This window comes from Pectobacterium wasabiae CFBP 3304 (genome assembly GCF_001742185.1).
Lineage (GTDB): Bacteria > Pseudomonadota > Gammaproteobacteria > Enterobacterales > Enterobacteriaceae > Pectobacterium > Pectobacterium wasabiae.
In genome coordinates, this window is the sequence record NZ_CP015750.1 from 2,410,508 (window position 1) to 2,430,773 (window position 20,266).

A 20,266-nucleotide genomic window follows, 5' to 3' on the forward strand; every position below is an offset into this window, starting at 1 on the left:
CCTCCGGTTTCTACTGATGTGGAAATAAGGAGTCATAAGTGGATTTTAAAATTATCGCTGTAGGAGGTTTGCTATTTTCTGTATTGGGTGTGGCCAATGGCGCGATGACGACCGTCACCCCCAGAGGATTAACTGGCCCGCTAACGAACCCGGGCAATGGCGTTGCCAGCTTTAACAAAGGTAATGGCACGACGTTGCCACGGGCGAATTATCCGGATACCGGCATTGAATATGACCGCTTTTACTGGAGCGAACTGGAACCGGTAGAAGGCCAATATAATTTTCAAGCCGTGGACGCTATTTTCGAACTGGCTAGCCAGCACCAATCGCCGATGAACGTGGGGTTGCGCTTTATGACGCTTGATGAGCCAGCCAGTGGTTCGAAGATCCCTGACTGGCTGATCCAAAAAGGCATCAAGGGTGAGTGGACGCCGGACAAAAAAACCTTTGTGCCGGATCTGGACGACCCGGTATTTATCGAATACAGCCAGCGTTTGCTTAATGCTTTTGGGCAGCGCTATGACGGTAATTCGAATTTGGCTTATATCGATATTGGGCTGGTGGGGTCGTGGGGCGAGTGGCACAACACCAATTTCCCAACCATTAAGCCGCTACTTGAACGCTACACATCAGCCCAGTTGGATAAGTACGTGAAAATGTATTTTGCCGAGTTTCCCAACAGCCCAAAAATTATGCTCATTAGCGGTGGTGATGCTTTGGTCAGCGCAGTGAAGCAAGGTGCAGGATGGCGCGCAGATTGTTGGGGGGACTGGCATAATTTTTCGACCACGTGGAGTCACATGCAAGATGATTATCCTCAGCGGCTGCAAAATGCGGAGGCGCTTTATCCAAATTTTAGCTCCGCATGGCAACGCGCGCCGGTGAGTCTGGAAATCTGTGGTTATATGTCGGAGTGGCAGAGCGTGCAGCACTATACTCGTGCGCAAGTGCAGGCGGCCTTTGACTGGGCGCTGGCACAGCATGCCAGCACGATTAATCTGAAATCGCGCAGCGTGCCGATGGAATATCGGGACATTGTAGATAACGCGCTGACCAAACTCGGCTATCGTTTCCGCTTGGCCTCGTTAACTCATGAGTCTGAACTGGCACAAGGGCAGAGCCTGACGTTAAACCAGCAGTGGTTTAACGACGGTGTTGCGCCTATTTATCTGAAATATGATGTGGCCTATCGGGTGGTGGATGATGCCAAGACCGTAATGAGTATGGGAAAAGCGGCTTATGACATCCGCACTTGGTTGCCGGGGCAGCATACCTCCGTCTACCAATTGGCGATGCCGAAAGCGCTGCCAGCCGGGCAGTATAATATTGAAATGGCGATGCTGGACGCAAAGGGAGTATCGCGAATTAATCTCGCCAACGAGGGCAAGCAGGCCGACGGTTGGTATCGAATTTCCACGGTAACGGTGCGCTGAGCACGGAATTAAGAATAGATATTCATATGCTGAAAAATATCGGTCATGTATGGTGTGAAATAAAAGCGGCGGGCAGCATTAAAGCTAAACTGGTAATACTGTTATTTCGCCTTTCAACCATTTACCAGTCATCAAATACGTTGCTGAAGATTATCAGCGTTCCTTTTGTTGTCCTAAATAAAGTGATTAATGAATGGCTGTTTTGTGTGGAAATTCCGCATAGAACTCAAATCGGTTTTGGGCTGAAAATATATCATCCGCACTGTATTGTGGTGAATTACGATGTCATCATCGGGGCGAACTGTACATTACGGCAGGGGGTCACCATTGGTAGCGTGATAAACCGTGAAGGTCATATCACCAAAAGCCCTGTGTTGGGCAATCAGGTGGAGCTTGGCGCCAATGCTATTCTGCTAGGCGATATTACATTAGGTGATAATGTAAAAGTTGGTGCCGGAACCGTGGTAACAAAAAGCCTTGCTGCCGGAAAGGTGGTCGTGGGGTATGGTGTCAGGGAATTGAATTGAGTGTGTATGCTCATTTCTGTGCGAATGTCATGTGGTAGCGTGTTGCCATTCGTGCTGTCTACTAAAATGATGGGATACATGCGATAAATAAATACTCGGTTCGTTCCCTCGGTTCGATTTTCTGCGATGTCGATAAATCGTAATGACTATTAGCGTTACGTTATCTGTATGATTAATATTCAAAGCGTATGCCAGAGGATAACATCATGCCAGCCACGAACAGTGTTTCTGTGAAACGCGAAACATTGAATTTACGTATCAAGCCTGCCGAACGCGACCTTATCGATCGAGCTGCGAAGGTCAGAGGAAAAAATCGCACTGATTTTGTGCTGGAAGCCGCACGCGCCGCCGCAGAGGAAGTGTTGATCGATCAGCGCATCATCATGGCTGATTCTGACGCTTATCAGGAGTTCCTCGCCCGCTTAGATCAGGCTCCTTCACCGAATGCCGCGCTGCGCAAAACCATGCAAACGCCTGCTCCATGGGAATTGAAAAAATGATCTCCGCCCCGAGCTACTTCATGCCGAGCATGAACTTTCCGCGTTCTGCTGTGGTGTGGAGTCTAGCTACTATGCTGTCAATGTGCTGGCGTATTACAGATCAACAATGAATTACACGATCACCAGTGTCTGTTTTCATCAGAAAAAGAACCATTCTTTGCGATAAATCGGGCGACGTCTTCCATCCCTTCGCGGTTTTCCTTCTTCCATTCCTCAGCTTTGATGCGCTGGGCTTCTTTGTCTATGACATCATTCACCAGATCAGAAATAGGTATCTCGGCAGCATTGGGAATCTGACTATCATCTTTGTCCACAGCCTTGCTAATAAGGTGTTTCATTGCCATATTCCTCTTTAACCAAGCGCTTTATATTTTGTAGGGATCTTAGCAATAATGCTGGCGGGGTCTAGAGAAAGTAAACGGGCGATATGGATAAATTCTACGATGTCTAACCTTCTTTCTCCATTCTCAACTTTGGCGATAAACGATTGGGGGCGATCCAGCGCTAGAGTCAGGTTTGCCTGTGTGATCCCTTTGGCAATGCGTGCTTCACGTAATGCCTTGATAACGATTGGATATTCATCAGAGTAAACAGAAGCCATCGATTCAACCCCATAAAATTTGGGATCAAATATCAGTCGCTCACTACTTTATCCCAAAATGGGATAAGTGAATCAATTCATCATAGGGAGAGGTCGATAAATGGATAAGTACGGTTGGCATCCGGCAGACATTATTGCTGGCTTAAGGAAGATAGGAACAACGTTGGCGGCGGTATCAAGGGCATCAGGATTAGCGTCTTCAACACTCGCGAACGCACTAACAAGACATTGGCCCAAAGGTGAAAGGTTAATTGCTTGCGCATTAGGAAAGCAGCCGGAGGAGATCTGGCCGCCACGCTATCAGGGCATGAACTCGAATCATGGGGAAGGGGAGGCGAAATAATATGTTCATAGAGAAGCAAACGCAGTTCAGAACCCATCCTCCAAAAGCAAAAAACCAGCCGCTAGGCTGGTTTCTTTAAATTAGTGGTGCCGGACTCGGAATCATACTCACGATTAACTTGCTGTTAATTATCTATTTTGTTGATATTTATTGTAAACAGCGCCCCCATGAAAGCCCCCATAAAAAATCGCTTTGTTTTTGTGATGGTTATCACGAAAAATCGTTTTTTTAGCGAATGAGGCTTCGTTATGTGTGGGATTAGGTCCACATATAACGGCGTGAGAAACATACCACCTCACTCGTAGTGATGTTGATCCGTCACCCCTACATTGAGCTTTTAGTTGATATGTTGGATTAGGTTTTTTTAGATAATATTTTACGGTATTAATTATTATTTATTGAATTACATAAATATTTTAATCTATTTTTGAGATATGGCTCTGAGTAAGTCGAGATAACCGAACATCATGGCTCAATTCAATCTCTCAGAACCAGAGCTAAAAATACTGCACCAGAGTCCCCTCTCATTTGCTTACCGCCGCCGCATACTTGGTCGGATTCTGATCATTCAGTACTGCTAGGTGACACAGCTTCCTGCGGGTAGTTGGGAGGCCATGAACCTCTGAGGAGCGATACAACGACTAGTCTGAGCATCTTTGTTTGTATATGAGTAAGAAACGGCAATTTATTCAATTTATCTTCACTGAGTTCATGATTATTTCATTTTTAGAGCATATTTTTCATATATTGATGATTATCTTCACTTGGTCTATCATGTGTTCATGCTTCGACAATCAGATGAATCAAATACATGCAACATACATTAGAAATACTAAAAGTTATTGAAGGGGCATTGAGTAATAATTTGACGCAAGTCACTGCTTATTCAGAGCTTCTTGCATCTAAACTGGAGAAGGCAGGGGATGCTAGAACAGCTCAAAGCATTAGAAAAAAGCTAGATAGTTCGGGGACTAACTACTCTACTGCTGGGATTAGTGGTCGGCCAGAACCAATTGTCCCGGTAGACAAAGATAGTCGTCTAACGTTAGGTGATGTGTTGTACCCAACTGTAGATGAAACTCGTATCCAGTTACCCGCAGCGGTACAAGAGAATGTCGATGAGTTTCTGTCTTTCATCAGTAAGGCACACCTCTTGTCGGAGGCGGGAGTTGGTATCTCCCCATCTATGATGTTATACGGTCCTCCGGGGTGTGGAAAGACGCAATTAGCCCATCATATTGCTGCGAGGCTCGAGTTACCCTTAATAACCGCTCGTTGTGATACGCTGATTTCTTCATTTTTAGGATCTACGGCTAAAAATCTTCGTAGCTTATTTGATCATGCAGCAAGTAGGCCCTGCGTTTTGTTTCTGGATGAGTTTGATGCTTTTGCTAAAGCAAGGGATGACCAGCATGAATTGGGAGAGCTTAAACGAGTTGTTGTAAGCTTATTGCAAAATATTGATGTATTGCCTGAGAATACAATTCTTCTTGCTGCCACTAATCATCATGGGTTACTTGATCCTGCTGTATGGCGAAGGTTTGCATATCGGTTAAAAATAACGCTTCCAAATAAAGAACTGAGATGCGACTTGATAGAACAATTTTTAGGGGATTTCAGTCCTAAAAGTGTAAAGAGGATCGCTGAAGCTACGGAAGGAATGAGTGGTGCGATGATACAGCAAGCCTGCAAAACGGCGATCCGAAATGCGATACTCTCAGGACAAGAGCACATTGATATCGATAAGTTAATCATTGGGTTAGCTATGGATCAGTATCAAGATATTCTGAGCCACTCAGAACTCAGTGATGAAGATAAGATCATTAAACTCCGAATGCTCAATGGTAAGGTTTTTACTATTGAGCGATTGGCTGCAATTTTTGGTCTCTCGACGGGTAAGATTTCGACTCTGACCTCAAAGAAGGATTCTAATTAATCATGGAAAAACAAAACAACCCAGTCCAGATTGTTCGGATCAGTGATAGTGATCACAAAAAAATTAACTACGAGGGCTTTGGGCCACAGACAGTGTTTGGAGACGGTGCAACTCAAGAGGTGAGAACACGCCTTGCCCAGCAAACAGGGAAGTCTATAGATTATTTTGCTGAACAGTTTAAGAATTGGCCAGGTTTGGCTGGAATTGTGAAGGTTACTCTTAAAGAAGAGGCGCTAGCTAAAAGTCATCGTCCTTTAAACTTGTTTTCTCCACAGACATGTCCAATAGTCGGTTCTCTGGATTTTGGAGAATTATTGGTCAGTGCAACGGCAACAGGCCTTAATAAACTGAAATCTAAATAACTTTGCATATTATCGCTCCACTTTAGCCAGACCATGATGATTGCCGGGGAACGGTGAGGCCGCATTCATAAATTGATTTACCCGACCCAGCAATTGCCACATATATCGGCACTGATGGTTACGCGTTATGGTTTCGTGCAACGACAGCCACAGCAATTCTATTGGATTCAGCCACGGCGAATACGTTGGCAGGAACAACAACCGGAACTTCTTATTTTTCTCCAGCCAGCGCTCCACCTTGTGGCTTTTATGGATAATGTAGTTATCTACCACTATCGTGAGCGTTTTTGCTCGCCGGTATGTGCGCCGTAATGCCTCTAACAGGTTGATAAATAAATCAGTGCACTTGCTGTTACCGCCGACATAATGGACTCGCCCCGTGTCCGAATGCAGTGCACCTGCCAGATAATGTTTTTGGTTATGTCCCGGCGTAGTAATACGCTTCTGTTGTCCTTTGAGCATCCAGTCCGCGCCGATTTTCGGGTTCAGGTCGATATCGACTTCATCCTGATAGAATACCGGATGGTCTGTCTGCTTCCGGGCGACAGCGTGTTCGATAGCGAGTCGCTTTTCCTCATAGTGCGGGTCTTTGATTTTCAGTGTCGGTGCGGCTCTGCGCCAGACAATACCCGCTCGTCTCAGGTAGCGGTGCAACGTGGCGGGATGAAGCGCTACATTAAAAAGCCGATTAACGATAAGTGCCAATAACTCAGTGCTCCAGCGGGAACGCAGCCAGCCAAAGTCCTGAGGGGAACGCTGAACCAGAAGCGGCAAAATATGCAGGATATCCGCGACTGGCCAACGTGGTTCTCGTCCAGACCTGAGGCTCTTTAATCCTTCAACGCCATGTAAAGTAAACCAATTTATCCATCTTCCGACGGATGAGCGAGCGGCACAGAGCAGTCTTGCGACGTCGGTGACGGTCATTCCCCGATGCAGCATCAGTATGGCGATGAGTCGTCTGGAATGGTTTTTATCGCGAGTCTGCTGGGCTTCTTTACGCATTAGTCGTCGTTCTTCATCAGGGATTGCTGCTATGATCGGCATCGCTCAGTCCGGTTGGTGATTTGTTTTGATTTGGCGATTGATCAGATCGCATAACTCGGACTGAGTTCCCTTCAAGTGATCTACTATTTGGCGAAGCTATTTAGATTGCTTGATGGAAAAAGTAAGAAAATAATTGCTAATATATCGGCTATTGAAAAGATAGAACCTTTTTCTTCTGATGATCGGTTAAGTGGTCGTGATTTAGACTATATATTATCTACCTCGGAAAAAGGTGGAAGGTTAAAAATCAGGTTGTTTGATCACCAAAATGAAGAAAAAAATAATAGTCTTAAATTGGCACTTGATAAATTTGCTAATGACAATAATATCCAGCTAAAAAACCTAAACTATGGTAGTAGCCGCGATCTTATTTCTGCGACAACTGAAAACAAATATACTGTAAAAAAACTAGTCAATTTTATTGGATTACGTTCGATTTCTACCATCCCTGTTTTTAAAGTAAGTGATCTATATTTACAAACTACGCCAGTGGGAGTCGCTGATGAACAGCTATTTCCTGCACCACAAATAGATGTTGATTATCCAATAGTAGGTGTTATTGACTCTGGTATTTGCCCGAATAGTTCGCTAATTTCCCCGTGGGTTATTGCACGAGAAAGCTACGTTCCTGATGGTTTCGAAGATTATAGTCACGGCACAATGGTTGCTGCGTTAATCGTGAATAGTCAAAGCTTAAATCATCAGGATGCGCGTTTTCCCAGTACACATGCCAGAATTGTCGATGTAAATGTGTTTCCTAAGGGAGGAATGACAACCGAAGACGAGTTGGTTGCCATTATTGAGGATGTTGTTCCTAAATATCCGCAAGTTAAAGTCTGGAATCTCTCGTTGGGGGGCAATGATCCTGTTCATAATACTGATTTTTCTGATTTTGCTCATTTCTTGGATGAAATGCATGATAAGTATGGATGCCTGTTTGTTGTAGCCGCCGGAAATCAGAATAATTACGAACAGTGGCCAACAGCGCGTGGTCATGCTGGTATTAATCGAATTTCTTCTCCGGGTGATTCAATCAGAGCGTTGACAATAGGCAGTTTGGCTCATAAAGAAACCCCATTATCATTGAGCCGGATAGATGAGGCATCGCCATTCTCCCGCATTGGCCCCGGTCCTAGTTGTATACCAAAACCAGAGATTACTCATTATGGTGGGAATGTTACAGCTAAAGGTGCATTTGCTCAAATAGGCATATTATCTCTAGGGCCGAATAATATGCTTTGTGAAACGATTGGGACCAGTTTTGCTACGCCAATTGCATCAAGTATTGCTGCACATTTACATCATTTCTTATCTCAGGGTGGGAGGGTAGAAGTTCCAACGGAACGCATTAAAGCACTAATGGTACATTCCAGCTTATTAGGTGGTAAGGTTACAACAGATACTATTAATCATAAGGGCTTTGGTCGGCCCGGAGACATTATTGATCATTTATATTGCGATCCAAATTGTATGACGATGGTTTTCGAAACAGATGTTCGTCACGGTGGTTTTGAGTTTGAACGGTTCCCTTTTCCTATTCCTGACTGCCTGAATACAGATGATGGAAAATATAAGGGAGAGGTCTTGATGACATTAGTCTATTCCCCTGAGATAGATAAAAATTACTCATCAGAGTATTGCAGAACTAATGTTGATGTAGGTATGGGAAGTTATAACCGTGATGAAGAGGGCATTCGTAGATTTAACTCGATGATCCCCGCTGCACCAAAAGATATTAAAGATTTATATGAAAGATCTCGAGTCGAAAATGGTTTCAAATGGTCTCCTGTAAAGGCATACCATAAGATATCCACTCGTGGAATCAATGTAGGCGATTGGCGACTTAAGCTTAGTGTTTTACGAAGAGCCGAAATGGCTATGCCGGAGAGACCACAACGGGCGACTCTCGTATTAAGTTTAAGAGGATTAGAACCTAATCAACCGGTCTACAACGAAACTATTCAAAAAATTAATCAGTTAGGATGGATAACCGTTGATATTGATCAGCATGTCAGAATTCGGACATGAGTGGATAATCATCGAACGACAAAACATTGCTCTGAATGGTTTCTTTCCAATTAGTATTATTTTTTGTGAGTTAGTATATTAACTAATATACGGTGGCAGTGAAAATTATTTCTATTCCTATATATCTTAGCACCTGAAAAATTCAGGTGCTAAGATTAATCTCTTGAAGATATATCCTACTGGTGATACATGATGCGCTTTGCGTTCTTTGTGTCGTTTATTTGGTTGCGTTTCAATGGTTGGCGGGACAATCCGCTAGTGCCCAGTAAGGTAGATAAGACCAAATTCGCCCGGTTTCAGCACTCGTAAGATTGCCCTTTTCGGTGGTATCATTTGCTATATGATTAATTTAATTTTCAAAATTATTATATGGATCGATTTATTTTTTCCATTGAACCATTTCACCATTATGTAATTTTAAAATTATTTCAGCAAAATCATCATCAACCGTATAAAAATAACACTCTGGCACATTAAGCACCTTAGCAAACGCGCACATCATCTCAAATGTTGGGCGATGTATACCGCTTTCATATTGGGATATGCGTGATCGTGCAGTGGCTTCCTCAATGCCAGCCAGTACGCCTAGCTTTTCTTGAGTGAGATTGGTTTGTAAACGAGCCGTTTTAAGGCGAATGGGCAACATGATGGCACCATCAATAAGGATATTGATAGCATGTTTAGCACTACTTTACATGTAGGTTGCTTAGACTTCCTGAACAATAGGGGGGGGATTTATTTGCATTCGTTAAGAATGACTCTGATGTTTAAGGTAAAGCTCCAGAACCATCTCAGCAAAATCATCGTTAACGGTGTAAAAGTAGCATTCCGGCACATTAAGTACCTTTGCAAATGCGCACATCATTTCAAACGTCGGACGATGTATTCCTCCTTCATACTGAGATACGCGGGAACGTGCAGTTTCTTCTTCAATGCCAGCAAGAACTCCCAATTTTTCCTGAGTTAGATTAGCCCGTAGTCGGGCAGCTTTGAGACGAGTAGGTAGCATTCATTACACCATCAATGATCATACATTGACTTAGTGTTTAGCATTACTTAACATCGTAGTTGTTTAGACTATCTGAACAAATGATGTTTAATGTGAGGCCACAAAATAAGGATCATGGAGATGATTGATAAGGATTGGCACCCGGCAGATATCATCGCCGGGTTAAGAAAGAAGGGAACAACATTGGCGGCCGTTTCCCGAGAAGCGGGGTTAGCGTCTTCCACGCTGGCAAACGCGTTAACAAAACACTGGCCGAAAGGGGAAAAGCTGATTGCGGAAGCGCTGGGGGTTTCACCTGCGGAAATCTGGCCTTCCCGTTACCGCAAATCAGAAGATCGTTAAAGTAAAACAGGATCTCCCGAACCGTTATCGAACTAGGTCGGTAACGGTTCGGGAGAAGGCAAGCGAAGCGCGACAGTTTACTTTTGTTGTTCGCCCCATGCTCTCACCTCATGACTTCGCCCTATGGTATGGGGCGAATGTATGCGGCGAGCGCGTGAGGCGAATGCGGTGGTAGCCATTCAGCCCTGTGCCGGGAAATGTATTTTCCGGCACAAAGCGGCGTGCGCCAGTTCATGCGGGCTGGACGCCCTTATTGCCTGTCGCATGGGGGTAATGTCGTGGCTGGACGCCACGTCAAAATCCCCAGGGTCAACAGCGGCACACCGTCGCGCGCTACGCGCGACCAACCCCTTTAAGACGCGCGTTTTAGCCTGTTATTTCTCTTTCTCGCAGGCTCGGTGCGAAATAACGGGAAACGCTGCTTTAAATGGGTTGGTCGCGCCTCGCTACCGGCTTGTGGCCGGAGACTTAGCGGCGACGGTGTGCGGGGCAAGCCCCCCAAATAAACCGACGCGTGGGCGCGTCTTTTTGCTCGCTGGGGCGGCAAAATTTATTCGGCTCCCCCCGGCCTGCTCGGTTTCCCTTGGGGGAAACGCTCGCGGGTGGGTTCGGGCGACGCAAATTAGCCATTTCTGCGAAATGGAATTTACTCGCCTCACGCCACTTTTTAATTTCTGCTGCTCGCATCCATTAAAAAGCCATACAAGGGCGGCCTGTCATATCGTTTGTCCCTGTAAACACGGGTAATTGCGATGGTGAAAAATCCGCTGTTGTATCAGGGATGTTCGGTGCTCGCTCTGCTGCGCTCCGCCTCAGCCCTGATACAACAGCGGCGTAGAGAAACAAGATAAGCCGCCTCTGTTCGATTAGAAGCGACTTATTCCATAGGTATATCAGTCTGGCTCAGGCAACTTTAATCGACTTCTCAAAGCGATAAGCCGGGATGAACTGATGCTGGCAGGCATCGAGATAATCCGACCACCACTGCATCATTTCGATTCTGGCTTCCAGATGTTCCGCTTTATGCACATAAGCCGCCCGCACGCCGTTGCGCTCTTTGTGGCTCATCTGTCGCTCAATGGCATCCTTTGACCAGCGTCCGGACTCGTTCAGGGCGCTACAGGCCATGGTTCTGAAGCCGTGGCCGCAGATTTCGGTTTTGGTGTCATAGCCAATTACGCGTAGCGCCTTGTTGATGGTATTTTCACTCATCGGCTTGTTCAGGGTATGGGCACCGGGAAAAACGAAGACCGATTCGCCGGAAATCGCCTGAATCTGTTTCAGTAGGGCGACCGCCTGCCGTGACAGCGGCACCAGATGTTCATCCTTCATCTTTGCGCCACGCTCTGAGAACCTCACGCCGTTTACCGCTTCACGCTGGGCGGGTACGCTCCAAATATGGGCTTTCAGGTTGAATTCATCCCAGCGGGCAAAACGGAGTTCGCTGGAGCGCAGAAAAACATGCAGATTCAGCTCCAGCGCCAGACGGGTCAGCATCCGGCCTTTGTAGTTCTCCATCTTCGCCAGCAGTTCAGGCAGGCGTTTCAGCGGCAGGGCGGGGTGATGTTGGGTCACGACCGGGGTCACGACACCGTCCAAATCGTAAGCCGGATTATATTTGATGACGCCCTGCTGTACGGCATGGCGCATGATTTTGGTCAGATGCTGGCGCACCCGTCCGGCGACGTCGTGCACGCCTTTATCGTCAATCGCCTTAACCAACTGCGCCAGATGGCGGGTTTCAACCTGAGCGATATCCATCGCGCCAATGGTGGGGAAAACGTAGCGTTTCAGGCAGGTGAGGATTTTATCGGCGTGCACGTCTGACCAAAGCTTGAGGCTGCTGGTGTGCCATGCTGTCGCGACATACTGAAAGGTGTGGGATTCATCAACGGCGGGATTGTTCGTTTTGCGAAGTTGGGAAGGGCTGATGCCGGATGCCAATAGCTTACGTGCCGCATCGCGCTTTTCGCGGGCCTCTGCCAGCGTGGTTTGAGGGTAGGGGCCAAAGGCCAGACGGTTCTCTTTACCGCCGAGGCGATAGCGAAAGTACCATAGCTTAGCGCCGCTGGTGGATACCGTGAGGTACAGGCCTTGCGAGTCAGTGAGCTTATAAGATTTTGCGAGAGGTTTCGCGGATCGGACTTTACTGTCAGTTAACATATGAGGGTCACTCCCGTTCATCGAACTGAATGACCCGCAATCTGACCCACAAATTCCCCGATACGAAGGGATAAATCAAAACGCATCGGAAAAGATTTTTACGCCAACTTATTGAATCGCAATAACATAGGGATTGATAAGGAGGCATAAAAAAGGAAAGGTGGTGCCCGGACTCGGAATCGAACCAAGGACACGAGGATTTTCAATCCTCTGCTCTACCGACTGAGCTATCCGGGCAACGGGGCGCATTAAACCTTAATCCCGTATGATCGTCAACCCTATTTAGGGAAAAGCTGTTCAACTGCTTAACTTTACGGCAATCTGATGGCAGGGTGTCGATTTTGCACAAATCTTCCAGATTGATGCGTATGAAGTGGCAATGCTGATAGCGAAAAGAGGGGAGCAATATGGCGAACGACTGGCTTGAGCTACGTCAGCATGCAGATACGGGGATTGAAACGATCAAGGCGCATTTTGAGGGGCACGCCTACGATCCACATTGGCACGACAGCTACCTCGTGGGGGTGACACTTTCCGGTACACAGCAGTTTCACTGCCGCCGTGAGCGATATCATAGTCGTCCAGGAGACGCATTTTTGCTGGAGCCGGGTGAAATTCACGACGGTGATGCGCCAGTCGACGGTGGGTTTACCTATCTGACGTTTTATCTTGATGAGCAGTGGCTGACCAATGCGCTGCACGGCTTGCATGAGTCCACTCCCGGGAGTTACTCACTCCATTTTGCGCAAACACTCACGCGTGAGCCACAGTTGGTTCGTTCGATTAGTGATACGTTCGCCACGCTTCACAACGATGAGATGAAAATTGTGCAGCAGAGCGCCATGGATAATCTGCTCTTGCAGATCACTGCGCATTGCCACTGGCGAAAAAAGCTACCATCGCAGTTGCAAAGTACAGCCGTGGCCCATCGCGCACGCGATTATCTTTATGCACATGTGGGCGAAAATATCGGCCTGTCTGACCTTGCTCGGGAGACGGGCACCGATCGCTTCACGCTGACGCGTTGTTTTAAACGTGAATTTCATTTGGCTCCGCACGCCTGGCTTATCCAACTTCGTTTGGCGAAAGCACGGCAGTTACTGGCATATGGCGATCAGCCTGCTGATGTGGCTGCGGCCTTGGGTTTCTCCGATCAAAGCCATCTTGGTCGCTGGTTTCAGCGGGCATACCGGATCTCGCCTGCCCATTACCGTCGGTTATGCACAAACCTTCCAGACGTTTCCAGAAGATAGCGGCACAGTCAGGGCTCTTAAAAAAGGAGTGACCTGTGAATTTGATGCCGTTTCTGCTATTTGCGTTTGTCGCCTCGATAACGCCGGGACCAACTAATATCCTGATTCTAACCAACAGCCAGCGCTATGGTGTGAGAAACACGCTACCCGCGGTGGTCGGTGCCTGTGTGGCAGCAAGCGCTATTGTACTGATTTCAGGTGCTGGCGCGGGGGAGATGCTGCGTCAGTATCCAGTCATACGTCAGGTGATGAGCTGGGCGGGTGTGCTGTGGTTAAGCTGGATGAGCTGGCAGCTATTCAGGGCGCCAGCAGCTAATCTCTCTGGCGAATCGCACAACCGTTTTACGGCGCGCGCTGCGGCATTGTTACAGGTGATTAACCCGAAAACGTGGATGATGGCATTGGCCGTCGTCAGCCTGTTCGCCCCTGCGGGGGATCGCGTGTTGCGGGATGTATCGATAATGGCTCTGTGGTTCTTGATTATCTCTATCGCGTGTTTGGTGTGCTGGGCATGGCTGGGGAGGGCCGTGAACAGGGTGTTTCGCACCACCGTTGCAATGGTGCGCTTTCAGCGCCTGATGGCGCTGTGTCTGTTCGTTTCAGCCTGGGTAGGAATGCTCGCTTAGGTCAACGCCCCACCCTTGCGGCACAGCGCGAAGCGTAATACATCTTCTGCCAGCCGTTGGGCGGTGGCGATGCTGGCGGCCTGATGCTTGACCAGCAGGTTGCTTAGGCAGCCTTCCAGAATCAGTTCCATCTGTTGTGCTACCATCTCGGGATCGTCGGTTTCCAGCTCTTCCAGTAAATCGCGGGTGTAGCGGTAAGAAGCCTGCTTCTGCTGTTCTGCAATTTGGTGGATAGGATGATTGATGTCAGGGAAGAAGCTGCACGCGGCGATAAACAAGCAGCCAGGATAACGCTGTTTGTTCACCGACTCATGCAGTACCTGATAGCGCGCCAGCAGCTTTTGCTCAATGCTTTTCTCGTCGTCCAATAGCAACTGACGCCGCCAGGTATCGACCTGCTGGCTATGATGACGTAGGCCGTCATACAGCAGCGCCTCCCGATCCGGCCAGAATGGCGTCAGTTCCTCTACGGGAACCCCTAGTTTCTCCGCCAGCATATCCAGCGTCGTCATGGCAAATCCGTGCTGCTCCAGTAGAGTAAGCGCATGTTCAAGAACATCTTCCCGTTGCATTAGGTCTCCTCCAGAAGCACAAAATCGAATAGAAAGTGTCGTTTATGGGCTGAATTTCTGCAAATGTGCCTGAAATTGTTCAGCGTCCATAAAACCAGTGACGCGTGAGCCGGGGATCTCTTTCCCCTGGATGTCAAAAAACACGATGGTTGGCAACCCTAGAACCTGTAGCTTTTTCAGCAGCGCGTTCTGTTCTTCGCGATTAGCGGTAACATCAGCCTGTAGTAGCGTGATGCGCGACAGATGGCCCTGCACCGCCGGGTCGCTGAACGTGTATTTCTCAAACTCTTTGCAGGCCACGCACCAGTCAGCGTAAAGGTCGAGCATAACAGGCTGAGTGCTCTTTGCCAGTGCGCTGTTGAGCTCTGCAACATTGGCGACAGGGGCAAAGTTCAGCGCCGATGCGTGGGTTTGCGTCATGCCAGTAGGGGGGAATACCCAGTCTTGCAGCGGCTTGGCGCTGATCACTACGCCTGCCAGTAGCAGCAATTGTACGCCGCGCATCCAGCCTTTACTGCTGCGCAGCGTCAGCATGAGCGCCCAGCCGAAGAAGGCGATACCCAGTGCGCTCCACAGCCGCATTCCCCACGTCTCACCGAGAATACGTTCCAACAGGAAGACAGGCAGCGCCAGAATGATGAAGCCAAAGGCTTCCTTAACGTACTGCATCCACGGGCCGCTGCGTGGTAGCAGTTTATTGCCAAACAGCGTGACCAGAATGAGTGGTAAGCCCATGCCCAGAGCGTAGAGATAAAGCGTCCCGCCGCCCGCCAGCATGTTGCCGCTTTGAGCGATGTAAAGCAGGATGGCGCTAAGCGGAGCCGTGGTGCAGGGGGAGCAAATTAGCCCTGCCAGTGCGCCCATACAGAATACGCCAGTGACTGAGCCACCCTGCTGACGGTTACTCCACTCGGTCAGCCGGGTTTGTACCGATGATGGGAGTTGGAGCGTATAGAGACCAAACATGGACAGCGCCAGTGCGACAAATATCACCGATAGGCCAATCAGGATAGCTGGATGCTGGAGCGCCGCCTGGAAGCGTAATCCGGCGGCGGCGACAACCAGTCCGAGCAGCGTGTAAGTTAGCGCCATACCTTGAACATAGGTCATCGACAGCAGCAGCGTGCGGCGCGGTGTTAGCTGCTCTTTTCTGCCCAGCACCAAACTGGCAATCAGCGGGTACATCGGCAGGACACAGGGGGTAAAGGCGACGCCGATGCCAATCAACAGCGCCCACCACGGCGAGAACGGCATGGGCGTGGTCTGCGGCGGTATGGTCTGGCCTGATGCGGTATTCAATGTATCTGTGACTGAGTTAGCCAGCACCTGACTGAGAGGAACGATGCGTGTTTCCGGCGGGTAGCAGAAACCCGCATCGGCGCAGCCTTGATAGGTCACTTTGACCGTTGCACCGCCCTCAGTTTGTTCAATCGGAACCGCTAGCACCAGCCGATCCCGCAGAATAAAGACCTGACCGAAAAACTCGTCGTTATGGCTTTCACCCTGTGGCAATTCTACCTTGCCAAGCGTGGCACCGTTTCCTTCGATCTTGATTTGTGCACGGTACAGGTAGTAATCGGGATGGATGTCCCAGCGCAGATTGAGCAGATTTCCCTGCTGCTGAAACTCAAAGGCGAAAGCCCCATCGACCGGCAGAAACCGTGACGTCGTGCTGTTGCCAAATAGTTTCTGACCGAAAGAAGAGGCGGCCACATTGGATGTGCCGACAGCCGTCCATAACAGGAAAATCAGCGTAAAGATGCGTTGAGCCATGTCAGATAATCGCTATCGCCCCCAGATACCGGCAGGACGAGTAGCTCTGGCGTATCATAAGGGTGTTGTTGTTTCAGATGAGTCAGCAGCGCTTGCTGATGTGAGATATCGCTTTTTATCAGCATTTGTACTTCTGATTGCTGTTCGAGCTTGCCGTCCCAATAGTAGAGCGAACGTGCTCCGGGCAGCAGCGTGACGCAGGCGGCAAGCCGCGTTTCCAGTAGCGAGTTGGCAAGCTGTTGCGCACAGGCGTCGTCAGGTGCGGTACATAATATGACGACGGCATCGCAAAGCGGGCGGTCAGACATCATATCCTCCGTGTCAGATGAACAAATCCCAGACAACCAGAGCCACACTATACCTTGCTTTATTTGCGTGAGGAAATGATACGGATCGACGTGTCAGGTCGATCCGCAGGGAACCGTCCGAAGGGCAACCTTTAGATCAGGATGCTGCCGAGGATAAAGCCAAATAGCACCGACAGCGTAATAGCTATCACGCCGGGGATCAGGAAGGAGTGGTTAAACACAAACTTGCCGATGCGTGTTGAGCCGGTGTCGTCCATCTCTACCGCCGCCAGCAGGGTCGGGTAGGTCGGTAGAACGAACAGGGCGGAAACGGCAGCAAAGGACGCCACTGCCGTGACTGGAGAGACGCCCAGCAGAAGCGCCGCGGGCATCAGTGCTTTCGCCGTTGCTGCCTGAGAGTAGAGCAGCGTGGCAGCGAAGAACAGCACGACAGCCAGCATCCACGGGTAGCTTTGCAGCAGTGCGCCTGCGGTGTCCTGAATATCGGAAATATGCGCTTTAACAAAAGTATCACCCAGCCAGGCCACGCCCATCACGCAGATACAGGCGCTCATGCCGGACTTAAACGTGCTGGCGGAGAGGATGCGTGAGGTGTCGATTTTGCAGGTGATACAAATCAGCGTAGCGATGGTCAGCATGAAAACCACAATCGCTTCGTTACGTGGCAGAACCGGGTTCTGAATCAGCCCGACAGTGCCGCTGATTGCCGTCGCATACAGCACGACCGCGACGATGCCAATCAGAAACAGAACCACGGACAGCTTGGCCCCCGGTTTGATCTCATGTTGGCTATTGCCGCGCAGCGTAGTTTCGCCTTTTTTCAGACGTTCCTGATAAATAGGATCGTCTTTTAGCTCTTTGCCCAAGAAGTTAGTCACAATCGCTGTCAGCATAATCGCTGCCAGCGTGGTAGGAATACAGATCCCCAGCAACAATAGATAGCTAACCCCGTGCGGTTCAAGAATACCGGCGACAAACACCACCGCCGCAGAGATTGGTGAGGCGGTAATCGCGATTTGTGAGGCGACAACGGCGATGGAGAGCGGGCGAGAAGGGCGAATCCCCTGCTCTTTGGCGACCTCGGCGATAACGGGCAGGGTGGAAAACGCGGTGTGTCCGGTTCCCGCCAGGATCGTCATGAAGTAGGTGACCAGCGGCGCGAGGAAGGTGACGTATTTCGGGTGCTTACGTAGCAGTTTTTCCGCCAGGCTGACCAGATAATCCATTCCGCCCGCCACCTGCATGGCAGCGATGGCGGCGATAACGGCCATGATAATTTCAATGACATCAAAAGGGATTACGCCGGGCTTTATCTGAAACCCTAGCGTAAGTACCAGCACCCCTAGACCACCGGCGAAACCAATGCCGATGCCTCCTAGCCGTGCTCCCAAATAGATGGCGAGCAGAACAATGAGTAACTCAAGACCAAGCATGACTATGCTCCTTAATTAATAAAAAATTCGGTCTACTCGTCATACTTCAAGTTGCATGTGCGTTGGCCTCGCTCTAGCGGGCCAACGCTTTGCGTCGTTCAAAACGTTATCGTTTTGTCCTGAAACTCGAATTATGTAGAGTCCATAACTTATTCTTATGGCTGTATGCAGCAAAAAATAAAGGCACGCTGTTCTTCGTGAACGGACGTGCCTGAGAAAAATTAAATGTCGGTGTTAAGGAAGCTCGTTTTCATCGGTATAGCGTTTGGCTTTGTACGCCGGATGCATCAAGTTCTGGATGGAGAAAATGTCATCCAGTTCGGCTTCTGTCAGCAGACCACGCTCCAGTACGACTTCACGCACGCTTTTCCCCGTTTCCGCACAGATTCTGCCGACGATATCGCCGTTGTGGTGGCCGATAAACGGGTTCAGGTATGTCACAATTCCGATAGAATTGAAGACGTAGGCTTCGCAGACGCTCTTATTCGCGGTGATGCCGTTGACGCATTTCTCTAGTAGGTTGTAGCAGGCATTGGTCAGGATGTGGGTCGATTCAAACATCGCCTGACCGATAACCGGTTCCATCACGTTTAACTGCAATTGCCCAGCCTCCGACGCCATGGTGACACAGGTGTCGTTGCCGATGACCTTGAAGCACACCTGATTGACCACTTCCGGCACCACGGGGTTAACCTTGGCAGGCATGATCGAGGAGCCAGCCTGCAACTCCGGCAGGTTGATTTCATTCAGGCCAGCGCGAGGGCCGGAAGAGAGCAGACGCAGGTCATTGCAGATCTTCGATAGTTTCACGGCCAGGCGCTTCAACGAACTGTGCACCATGACATAGGCGCCACAGTCTGACGTGGCTTCGATCAAATCTTCTGCTGGCACACACGGCAGGCCGCTGACTTCCGCCAGACGTTGTACCGCCAGTTGCTGGTAGCCGTCCGGCGTATTCAGGCGTGTACCGATCGCGGTAGCTCCCAGATTGACTTCAAGCAGCAGTTCGGCCGTGCGCAGCAGGTTTTTAATCTCTTCCTGTAACAGCACGTTAAACGCATGAAATTCCTGACCGAGCGTCATCGGTACGGCATCTTGTAACTGGGTTCGACCCATTTTCAGAACATCTTCAAATTCGTTGGCTTTGCGCTCAAAGCCCTCGCTCAATTTCGCTATTGCATCGGTCAATTTCAGTATGGCCGCGTAGACCGCGATACGGAATCCGGTGGGGTAGGCGTCATTGGTGGACTGACATTTATTCAGGTGATCGTTAGGGTTCAGATACTGGTATTCGCCTTTCTGGTGGCCCATCAGCTCCAGACCAATATTGGCTAATACTTCGTTGGTATTCATGTTGACCGACGTACCCGCGCCCCCTTGATAGACATCTACCGGGAATTGATCCATGCATTTGCCGTTATTCAGCACGTCATCACAGGCGCGGATAATGATGTCGGCGATTTTTTTCGGGATCGTTTGCAGCTCTTTGTTCGCAAGCGCAGCGGCTTTCTTCACCATGACCATGCCGCGCACGAACTCAGGAATGTCACTGATTTTATTATTACTAATATAGAAATTTTCGACGGCTCGTAGCGTGTGAACGCCATAATACGCGTCTGCGGGAACTTCTCGGGTGCCTAACAGGTCTTCTTCAATACGGATGTTTTCTGACATGAGAGTGCCTATCCTGTTGTGCGACTAGTGATGTGACTAGACGTTGTGGACTGGTTTTTCGGATGGTCTTACTTCGGAAAACGCCTTACTTAGGAAAACAGCGCGACTACGGATAAACCGCCTCATCTCGGCAGTAGTATCGGGATGTTTGACCAACCAGATATCCATTGCCGTGAGGATATGTCGTTACGACAGCGAAAAACAGGTGTTTAGATCACTATACTGGCGTTCTCTACCGCTACGGTAAATGAACTGTGATTGTAGTCACGAGTCATTATTTTAGAACAATAATCGTGAGGTGGCGGCTTGAAAATAGGCAAAGGCGCACCCATTTAA

General features: G+C 49.0%; 21 protein-coding genes and 1 tRNA gene. 10 read left to right on the plus strand and 12 right to left on the minus strand.

Annotated elements, in window-relative coordinates; translation table 11 throughout:
• The first annotated feature begins 38 nt into the window (after positions 1 to 38).
• The 3 genes from A7983_RS10895 (at position 39) to A7983_RS10905 (ending at position 2,460) form a co-directional block, all read left to right on the plus strand.
• A complete protein-coding gene (locus tag A7983_RS10895; RefSeq protein WP_005970991.1) occupies positions 39 to 1,433 on the plus strand; it encodes a DUF4832 domain-containing protein in 1,395 nt (464 codons plus the stop codon).
• A 26-nt stretch (positions 1,434 to 1,459) separates the two neighbouring features.
• Positions 1,460 to 1,960 carry a serine acetyltransferase gene (locus tag A7983_RS10900; protein WP_039479100.1) on the plus strand — a complete coding sequence of 167 codons (501 nt, stop codon included), beginning with the start codon at positions 1,460 to 1,462 and terminating at the stop codon, positions 1,958 to 1,960.
• A gap of 206 nt (positions 1,961 to 2,166) precedes the next feature.
• Positions 2,167 to 2,460 carry a type II toxin-antitoxin system TacA family antitoxin gene (locus A7983_RS10905; RefSeq protein WP_005970988.1) on the plus strand — a complete coding sequence of 98 codons (294 nt, stop codon included), beginning with the start codon at positions 2,167 to 2,169 and terminating at the stop codon, positions 2,458 to 2,460.
• Between the two features lie 119 nt (positions 2,461 to 2,579).
• Here the strand turns inward: A7983_RS10905 and ccdA are convergent, their stop codons facing one another.
• Together ccdA and A7983_RS10915 are read right to left on the minus strand one after the other, a co-directional pair.
• On the minus strand, positions 2,580 to 2,798 hold the full coding sequence (gene ccdA, locus A7983_RS10910; protein ID WP_005970986.1) for a type II toxin-antitoxin system antitoxin CcdA: 219 nt from the start codon (positions 2,796 to 2,798) through the stop codon (positions 2,580 to 2,582).
• 14 nt (positions 2,799 to 2,812) lie between these two features.
• On the minus strand, positions 2,813 to 3,061 hold the full coding sequence (locus tag A7983_RS10915) for a helix-turn-helix domain-containing protein (RefSeq protein ID WP_005970984.1): 249 nt from the start codon (positions 3,059 to 3,061) through the stop codon (positions 2,813 to 2,815).
• 100 nt (positions 3,062 to 3,161) lie between these two features.
• On the opposite strand from A7983_RS10915, the gene A7983_RS10920 reads away from it, so the two are divergent.
• The 3 genes from A7983_RS10920 (at position 3,162) to A7983_RS10930 (ending at position 5,702) form a co-directional block, all read left to right on the plus strand.
• Positions 3,162 to 3,404 (plus strand): helix-turn-helix domain-containing protein, encoded by a 243-nt coding sequence (locus A7983_RS10920; protein ID WP_005970982.1) that lies wholly within the window; start codon positions 3,162 to 3,164, stop codon positions 3,402 to 3,404.
• Positions 3,405 to 4,215: 811 nt separating this feature from the next.
• Positions 4,216 to 5,340 carry an anti-phage ATPase IteA gene (iteA, locus tag A7983_RS10925; protein WP_005970980.1) on the plus strand — a complete coding sequence of 375 codons (1,125 nt, stop codon included), beginning with the start codon at positions 4,216 to 4,218 and terminating at the stop codon, positions 5,338 to 5,340.
• Between the two features lie 2 nt (positions 5,341 to 5,342).
• Positions 5,343 to 5,702 (plus strand): hypothetical protein, encoded by a 360-nt coding sequence (locus A7983_RS10930; protein ID WP_005970979.1) that lies wholly within the window; start codon positions 5,343 to 5,345, stop codon positions 5,700 to 5,702.
• A 9-nt stretch (positions 5,703 to 5,711) separates the two neighbouring features.
• Here A7983_RS10930 and A7983_RS10935 read toward each other — a convergent pair whose 3' ends face one another.
• Positions 5,712 to 6,749, minus strand: coding sequence for an IS630 family transposase (locus tag A7983_RS10935; RefSeq protein WP_005968447.1), 1,038 nt, complete (start codon positions 6,747 to 6,749; stop codon positions 5,712 to 5,714).
• A gap of 105 nt (positions 6,750 to 6,854) precedes the next feature.
• On the opposite strand from A7983_RS10935, the gene A7983_RS10940 reads away from it, so the two are divergent.
• Entirely contained in the window at positions 6,855 to 8,777 is a 1,923-nt protein-coding gene (locus tag A7983_RS10940) for a S8 family peptidase (protein WP_237028217.1), read from the plus strand.
• 379 nt (positions 8,778 to 9,156) lie between these two features.
• On the opposite strand, the gene A7983_RS10945 is transcribed toward A7983_RS10940, so the two are convergent.
• A complete protein-coding gene (locus A7983_RS10945) occupies positions 9,157 to 9,423 on the minus strand; it encodes a helix-turn-helix domain-containing protein (protein ID WP_039477839.1) in 267 nt (88 codons plus the stop codon).
• Positions 9,424 to 9,525: 102 nt separating this feature from the next.
• Positions 9,526 to 9,786 carry a helix-turn-helix domain-containing protein gene (locus A7983_RS23405; RefSeq protein WP_039477842.1) on the minus strand — a complete coding sequence of 87 codons (261 nt, stop codon included), beginning with the start codon at positions 9,784 to 9,786 and terminating at the stop codon, positions 9,526 to 9,528.
• A gap of 120 nt (positions 9,787 to 9,906) precedes the next feature.
• Here A7983_RS23405 and A7983_RS10955 point away from each other — a divergent pair, with 120 nt between their 5' ends.
• Positions 9,907 to 10,128, plus strand: a complete 222-nt coding sequence (locus tag A7983_RS10955; RefSeq protein WP_010301503.1) for a helix-turn-helix domain-containing protein — start codon at positions 9,907 to 9,909, stop codon at positions 10,126 to 10,128.
• A 903-nt stretch (positions 10,129 to 11,031) separates the two neighbouring features.
• Here A7983_RS10955 and A7983_RS10960 read toward each other — a convergent pair.
• The gene (locus tag A7983_RS10960; protein ID WP_039477846.1) at positions 11,032 to 12,291 is read right to left on the minus strand and encodes a tyrosine-type recombinase/integrase; all 1,260 of its coding nucleotides are present in this window, start codon (positions 12,289 to 12,291) and stop codon (positions 11,032 to 11,034) included.
• A gap of 161 nt (positions 12,292 to 12,452) precedes the next feature.
• Positions 12,453 to 12,528 (minus strand) — tRNA-Phe (locus tag A7983_RS10965).
• Positions 12,529 to 12,698: 170 nt separating this feature from the next.
• On the opposite strand from A7983_RS10965, the gene A7983_RS10970 reads away from it, so the two are divergent.
• Both A7983_RS10970 and A7983_RS10975 read left to right on the plus strand, forming a co-directional pair.
• Positions 12,699 to 13,544 carry an AraC family transcriptional regulator gene (locus A7983_RS10970; RefSeq protein ID WP_005971274.1) on the plus strand — a complete coding sequence of 282 codons (846 nt, stop codon included), beginning with the start codon at positions 12,699 to 12,701 and terminating at the stop codon, positions 13,542 to 13,544.
• Positions 13,545 to 13,579: 35 nt separating this feature from the next.
• Entirely contained in the window at positions 13,580 to 14,170 is a 591-nt protein-coding gene (locus A7983_RS10975) for a LysE family translocator (protein ID WP_005971276.1), read from the plus strand.
• Here the strand turns inward: A7983_RS10975 and A7983_RS10980 are convergent.
• From A7983_RS10980 to aspA, 5 genes are all read right to left on the minus strand, one after another.
• Positions 14,167 to 14,742, minus strand: coding sequence for a transcriptional regulator (locus A7983_RS10980; protein ID WP_005971279.1), 576 nt, complete (start codon positions 14,740 to 14,742; stop codon positions 14,167 to 14,169). The genes A7983_RS10975 and A7983_RS10980 overlap by 4 nt on opposite strands.
• 42 nt (positions 14,743 to 14,784) lie before the next feature.
• Entirely contained in the window at positions 14,785 to 16,515 is a 1,731-nt protein-coding gene (locus tag A7983_RS10985) for a protein-disulfide reductase DsbD (protein WP_005971281.1), read from the minus strand.
• A complete protein-coding gene (gene cutA, locus A7983_RS10990) occupies positions 16,491 to 16,823 on the minus strand; it encodes a divalent cation tolerance protein CutA (protein ID WP_005971284.1) in 333 nt (110 codons plus the stop codon). The genes A7983_RS10985 and cutA overlap by 25 nt, the downstream gene beginning before the upstream one ends.
• A 131-nt stretch (positions 16,824 to 16,954) precedes the next feature.
• The gene (locus A7983_RS10995) at positions 16,955 to 18,256 is read right to left on the minus strand and encodes an anaerobic C4-dicarboxylate transporter (protein ID WP_005971286.1); all 1,302 of its coding nucleotides are present in this window, start codon (positions 18,254 to 18,256) and stop codon (positions 16,955 to 16,957) included.
• 234 nt (positions 18,257 to 18,490) lie between these two features.
• The gene (gene aspA, locus A7983_RS11000) at positions 18,491 to 19,930 is read right to left on the minus strand and encodes an aspartate ammonia-lyase (protein WP_005971288.1); all 1,440 of its coding nucleotides are present in this window, start codon (positions 19,928 to 19,930) and stop codon (positions 18,491 to 18,493) included.
• Between the last annotated feature and the right edge of the window lie 336 nt (positions 19,931 to 20,266).

Coding starts and splice junctions, on each gene's coding strand:
- A7983_RS10980 (WP_005971279.1), bottom strand. CDS start 14,742: ATGCAACGGGAAGATGTTCTTGAACATGCGCTTACTCTACTGGAGCAG.
- A7983_RS10985 (WP_005971281.1), bottom strand. CDS start 16,515: ATGGCTCAACGCATCTTTACGCTGATTTTCCTGTTATGGACGGCTGTC.
- aspA (WP_005971288.1), bottom strand. CDS start 19,930: ATGTCAGAAAACATCCGTATTGAAGAAGACCTGTTAGGCACCCGAGAA.
- A7983_RS10955 (WP_010301503.1), top strand. CDS start 9,907: ATGATTGATAAGGATTGGCACCCGGCAGATATCATCGCCGGGTTAAGA.
- ccdA (WP_005970986.1), bottom strand. CDS start 2,798: ATGAAACACCTTATTAGCAAGGCTGTGGACAAAGATGATAGTCAGATT.
- A7983_RS23405 (WP_039477842.1), bottom strand. CDS start 9,786: ATGCTACCTACTCGTCTCAAAGCTGCCCGACTACGGGCTAATCTAACT.
- A7983_RS10905 (WP_005970988.1), top strand. CDS start 2,167: ATGCCAGCCACGAACAGTGTTTCTGTGAAACGCGAAACATTGAATTTA.
- A7983_RS10960 (WP_039477846.1), bottom strand. CDS start 12,291: ATGTTAACTGACAGTAAAGTCCGATCCGCGAAACCTCTCGCAAAATCT.
- cutA (WP_005971284.1), bottom strand. CDS start 16,823: ATGTCTGACCGCCCGCTTTGCGATGCCGTCGTCATATTATGTACCGCA.
- A7983_RS10970 (WP_005971274.1), top strand. CDS start 12,699: ATGGCGAACGACTGGCTTGAGCTACGTCAGCATGCAGATACGGGGATT.
- iteA (WP_005970980.1), top strand. CDS start 4,216: ATGCAACATACATTAGAAATACTAAAAGTTATTGAAGGGGCATTGAGT.
- A7983_RS10930 (WP_005970979.1), top strand. CDS start 5,343: ATGGAAAAACAAAACAACCCAGTCCAGATTGTTCGGATCAGTGATAGT.
- A7983_RS10900 (WP_039479100.1), top strand. CDS start 1,460: ATGCTGAAAAATATCGGTCATGTATGGTGTGAAATAAAAGCGGCGGGC.
- A7983_RS10920 (WP_005970982.1), top strand. CDS start 3,162: ATGGATAAGTACGGTTGGCATCCGGCAGACATTATTGCTGGCTTAAGG.
- A7983_RS10995 (WP_005971286.1), bottom strand. CDS start 18,256: ATGCTTGGTCTTGAGTTACTCATTGTTCTGCTCGCCATCTATTTGGGA.
- A7983_RS10915 (WP_005970984.1), bottom strand. CDS start 3,061: ATGGCTTCTGTTTACTCTGATGAATATCCAATCGTTATCAAGGCATTA.
- A7983_RS10935 (WP_005968447.1), bottom strand. CDS start 6,749: ATGCCGATCATAGCAGCAATCCCTGATGAAGAACGACGACTAATGCGT.
- A7983_RS10945 (WP_039477839.1), bottom strand. CDS start 9,423: ATGTTGCCCATTCGCCTTAAAACGGCTCGTTTACAAACCAATCTCACT.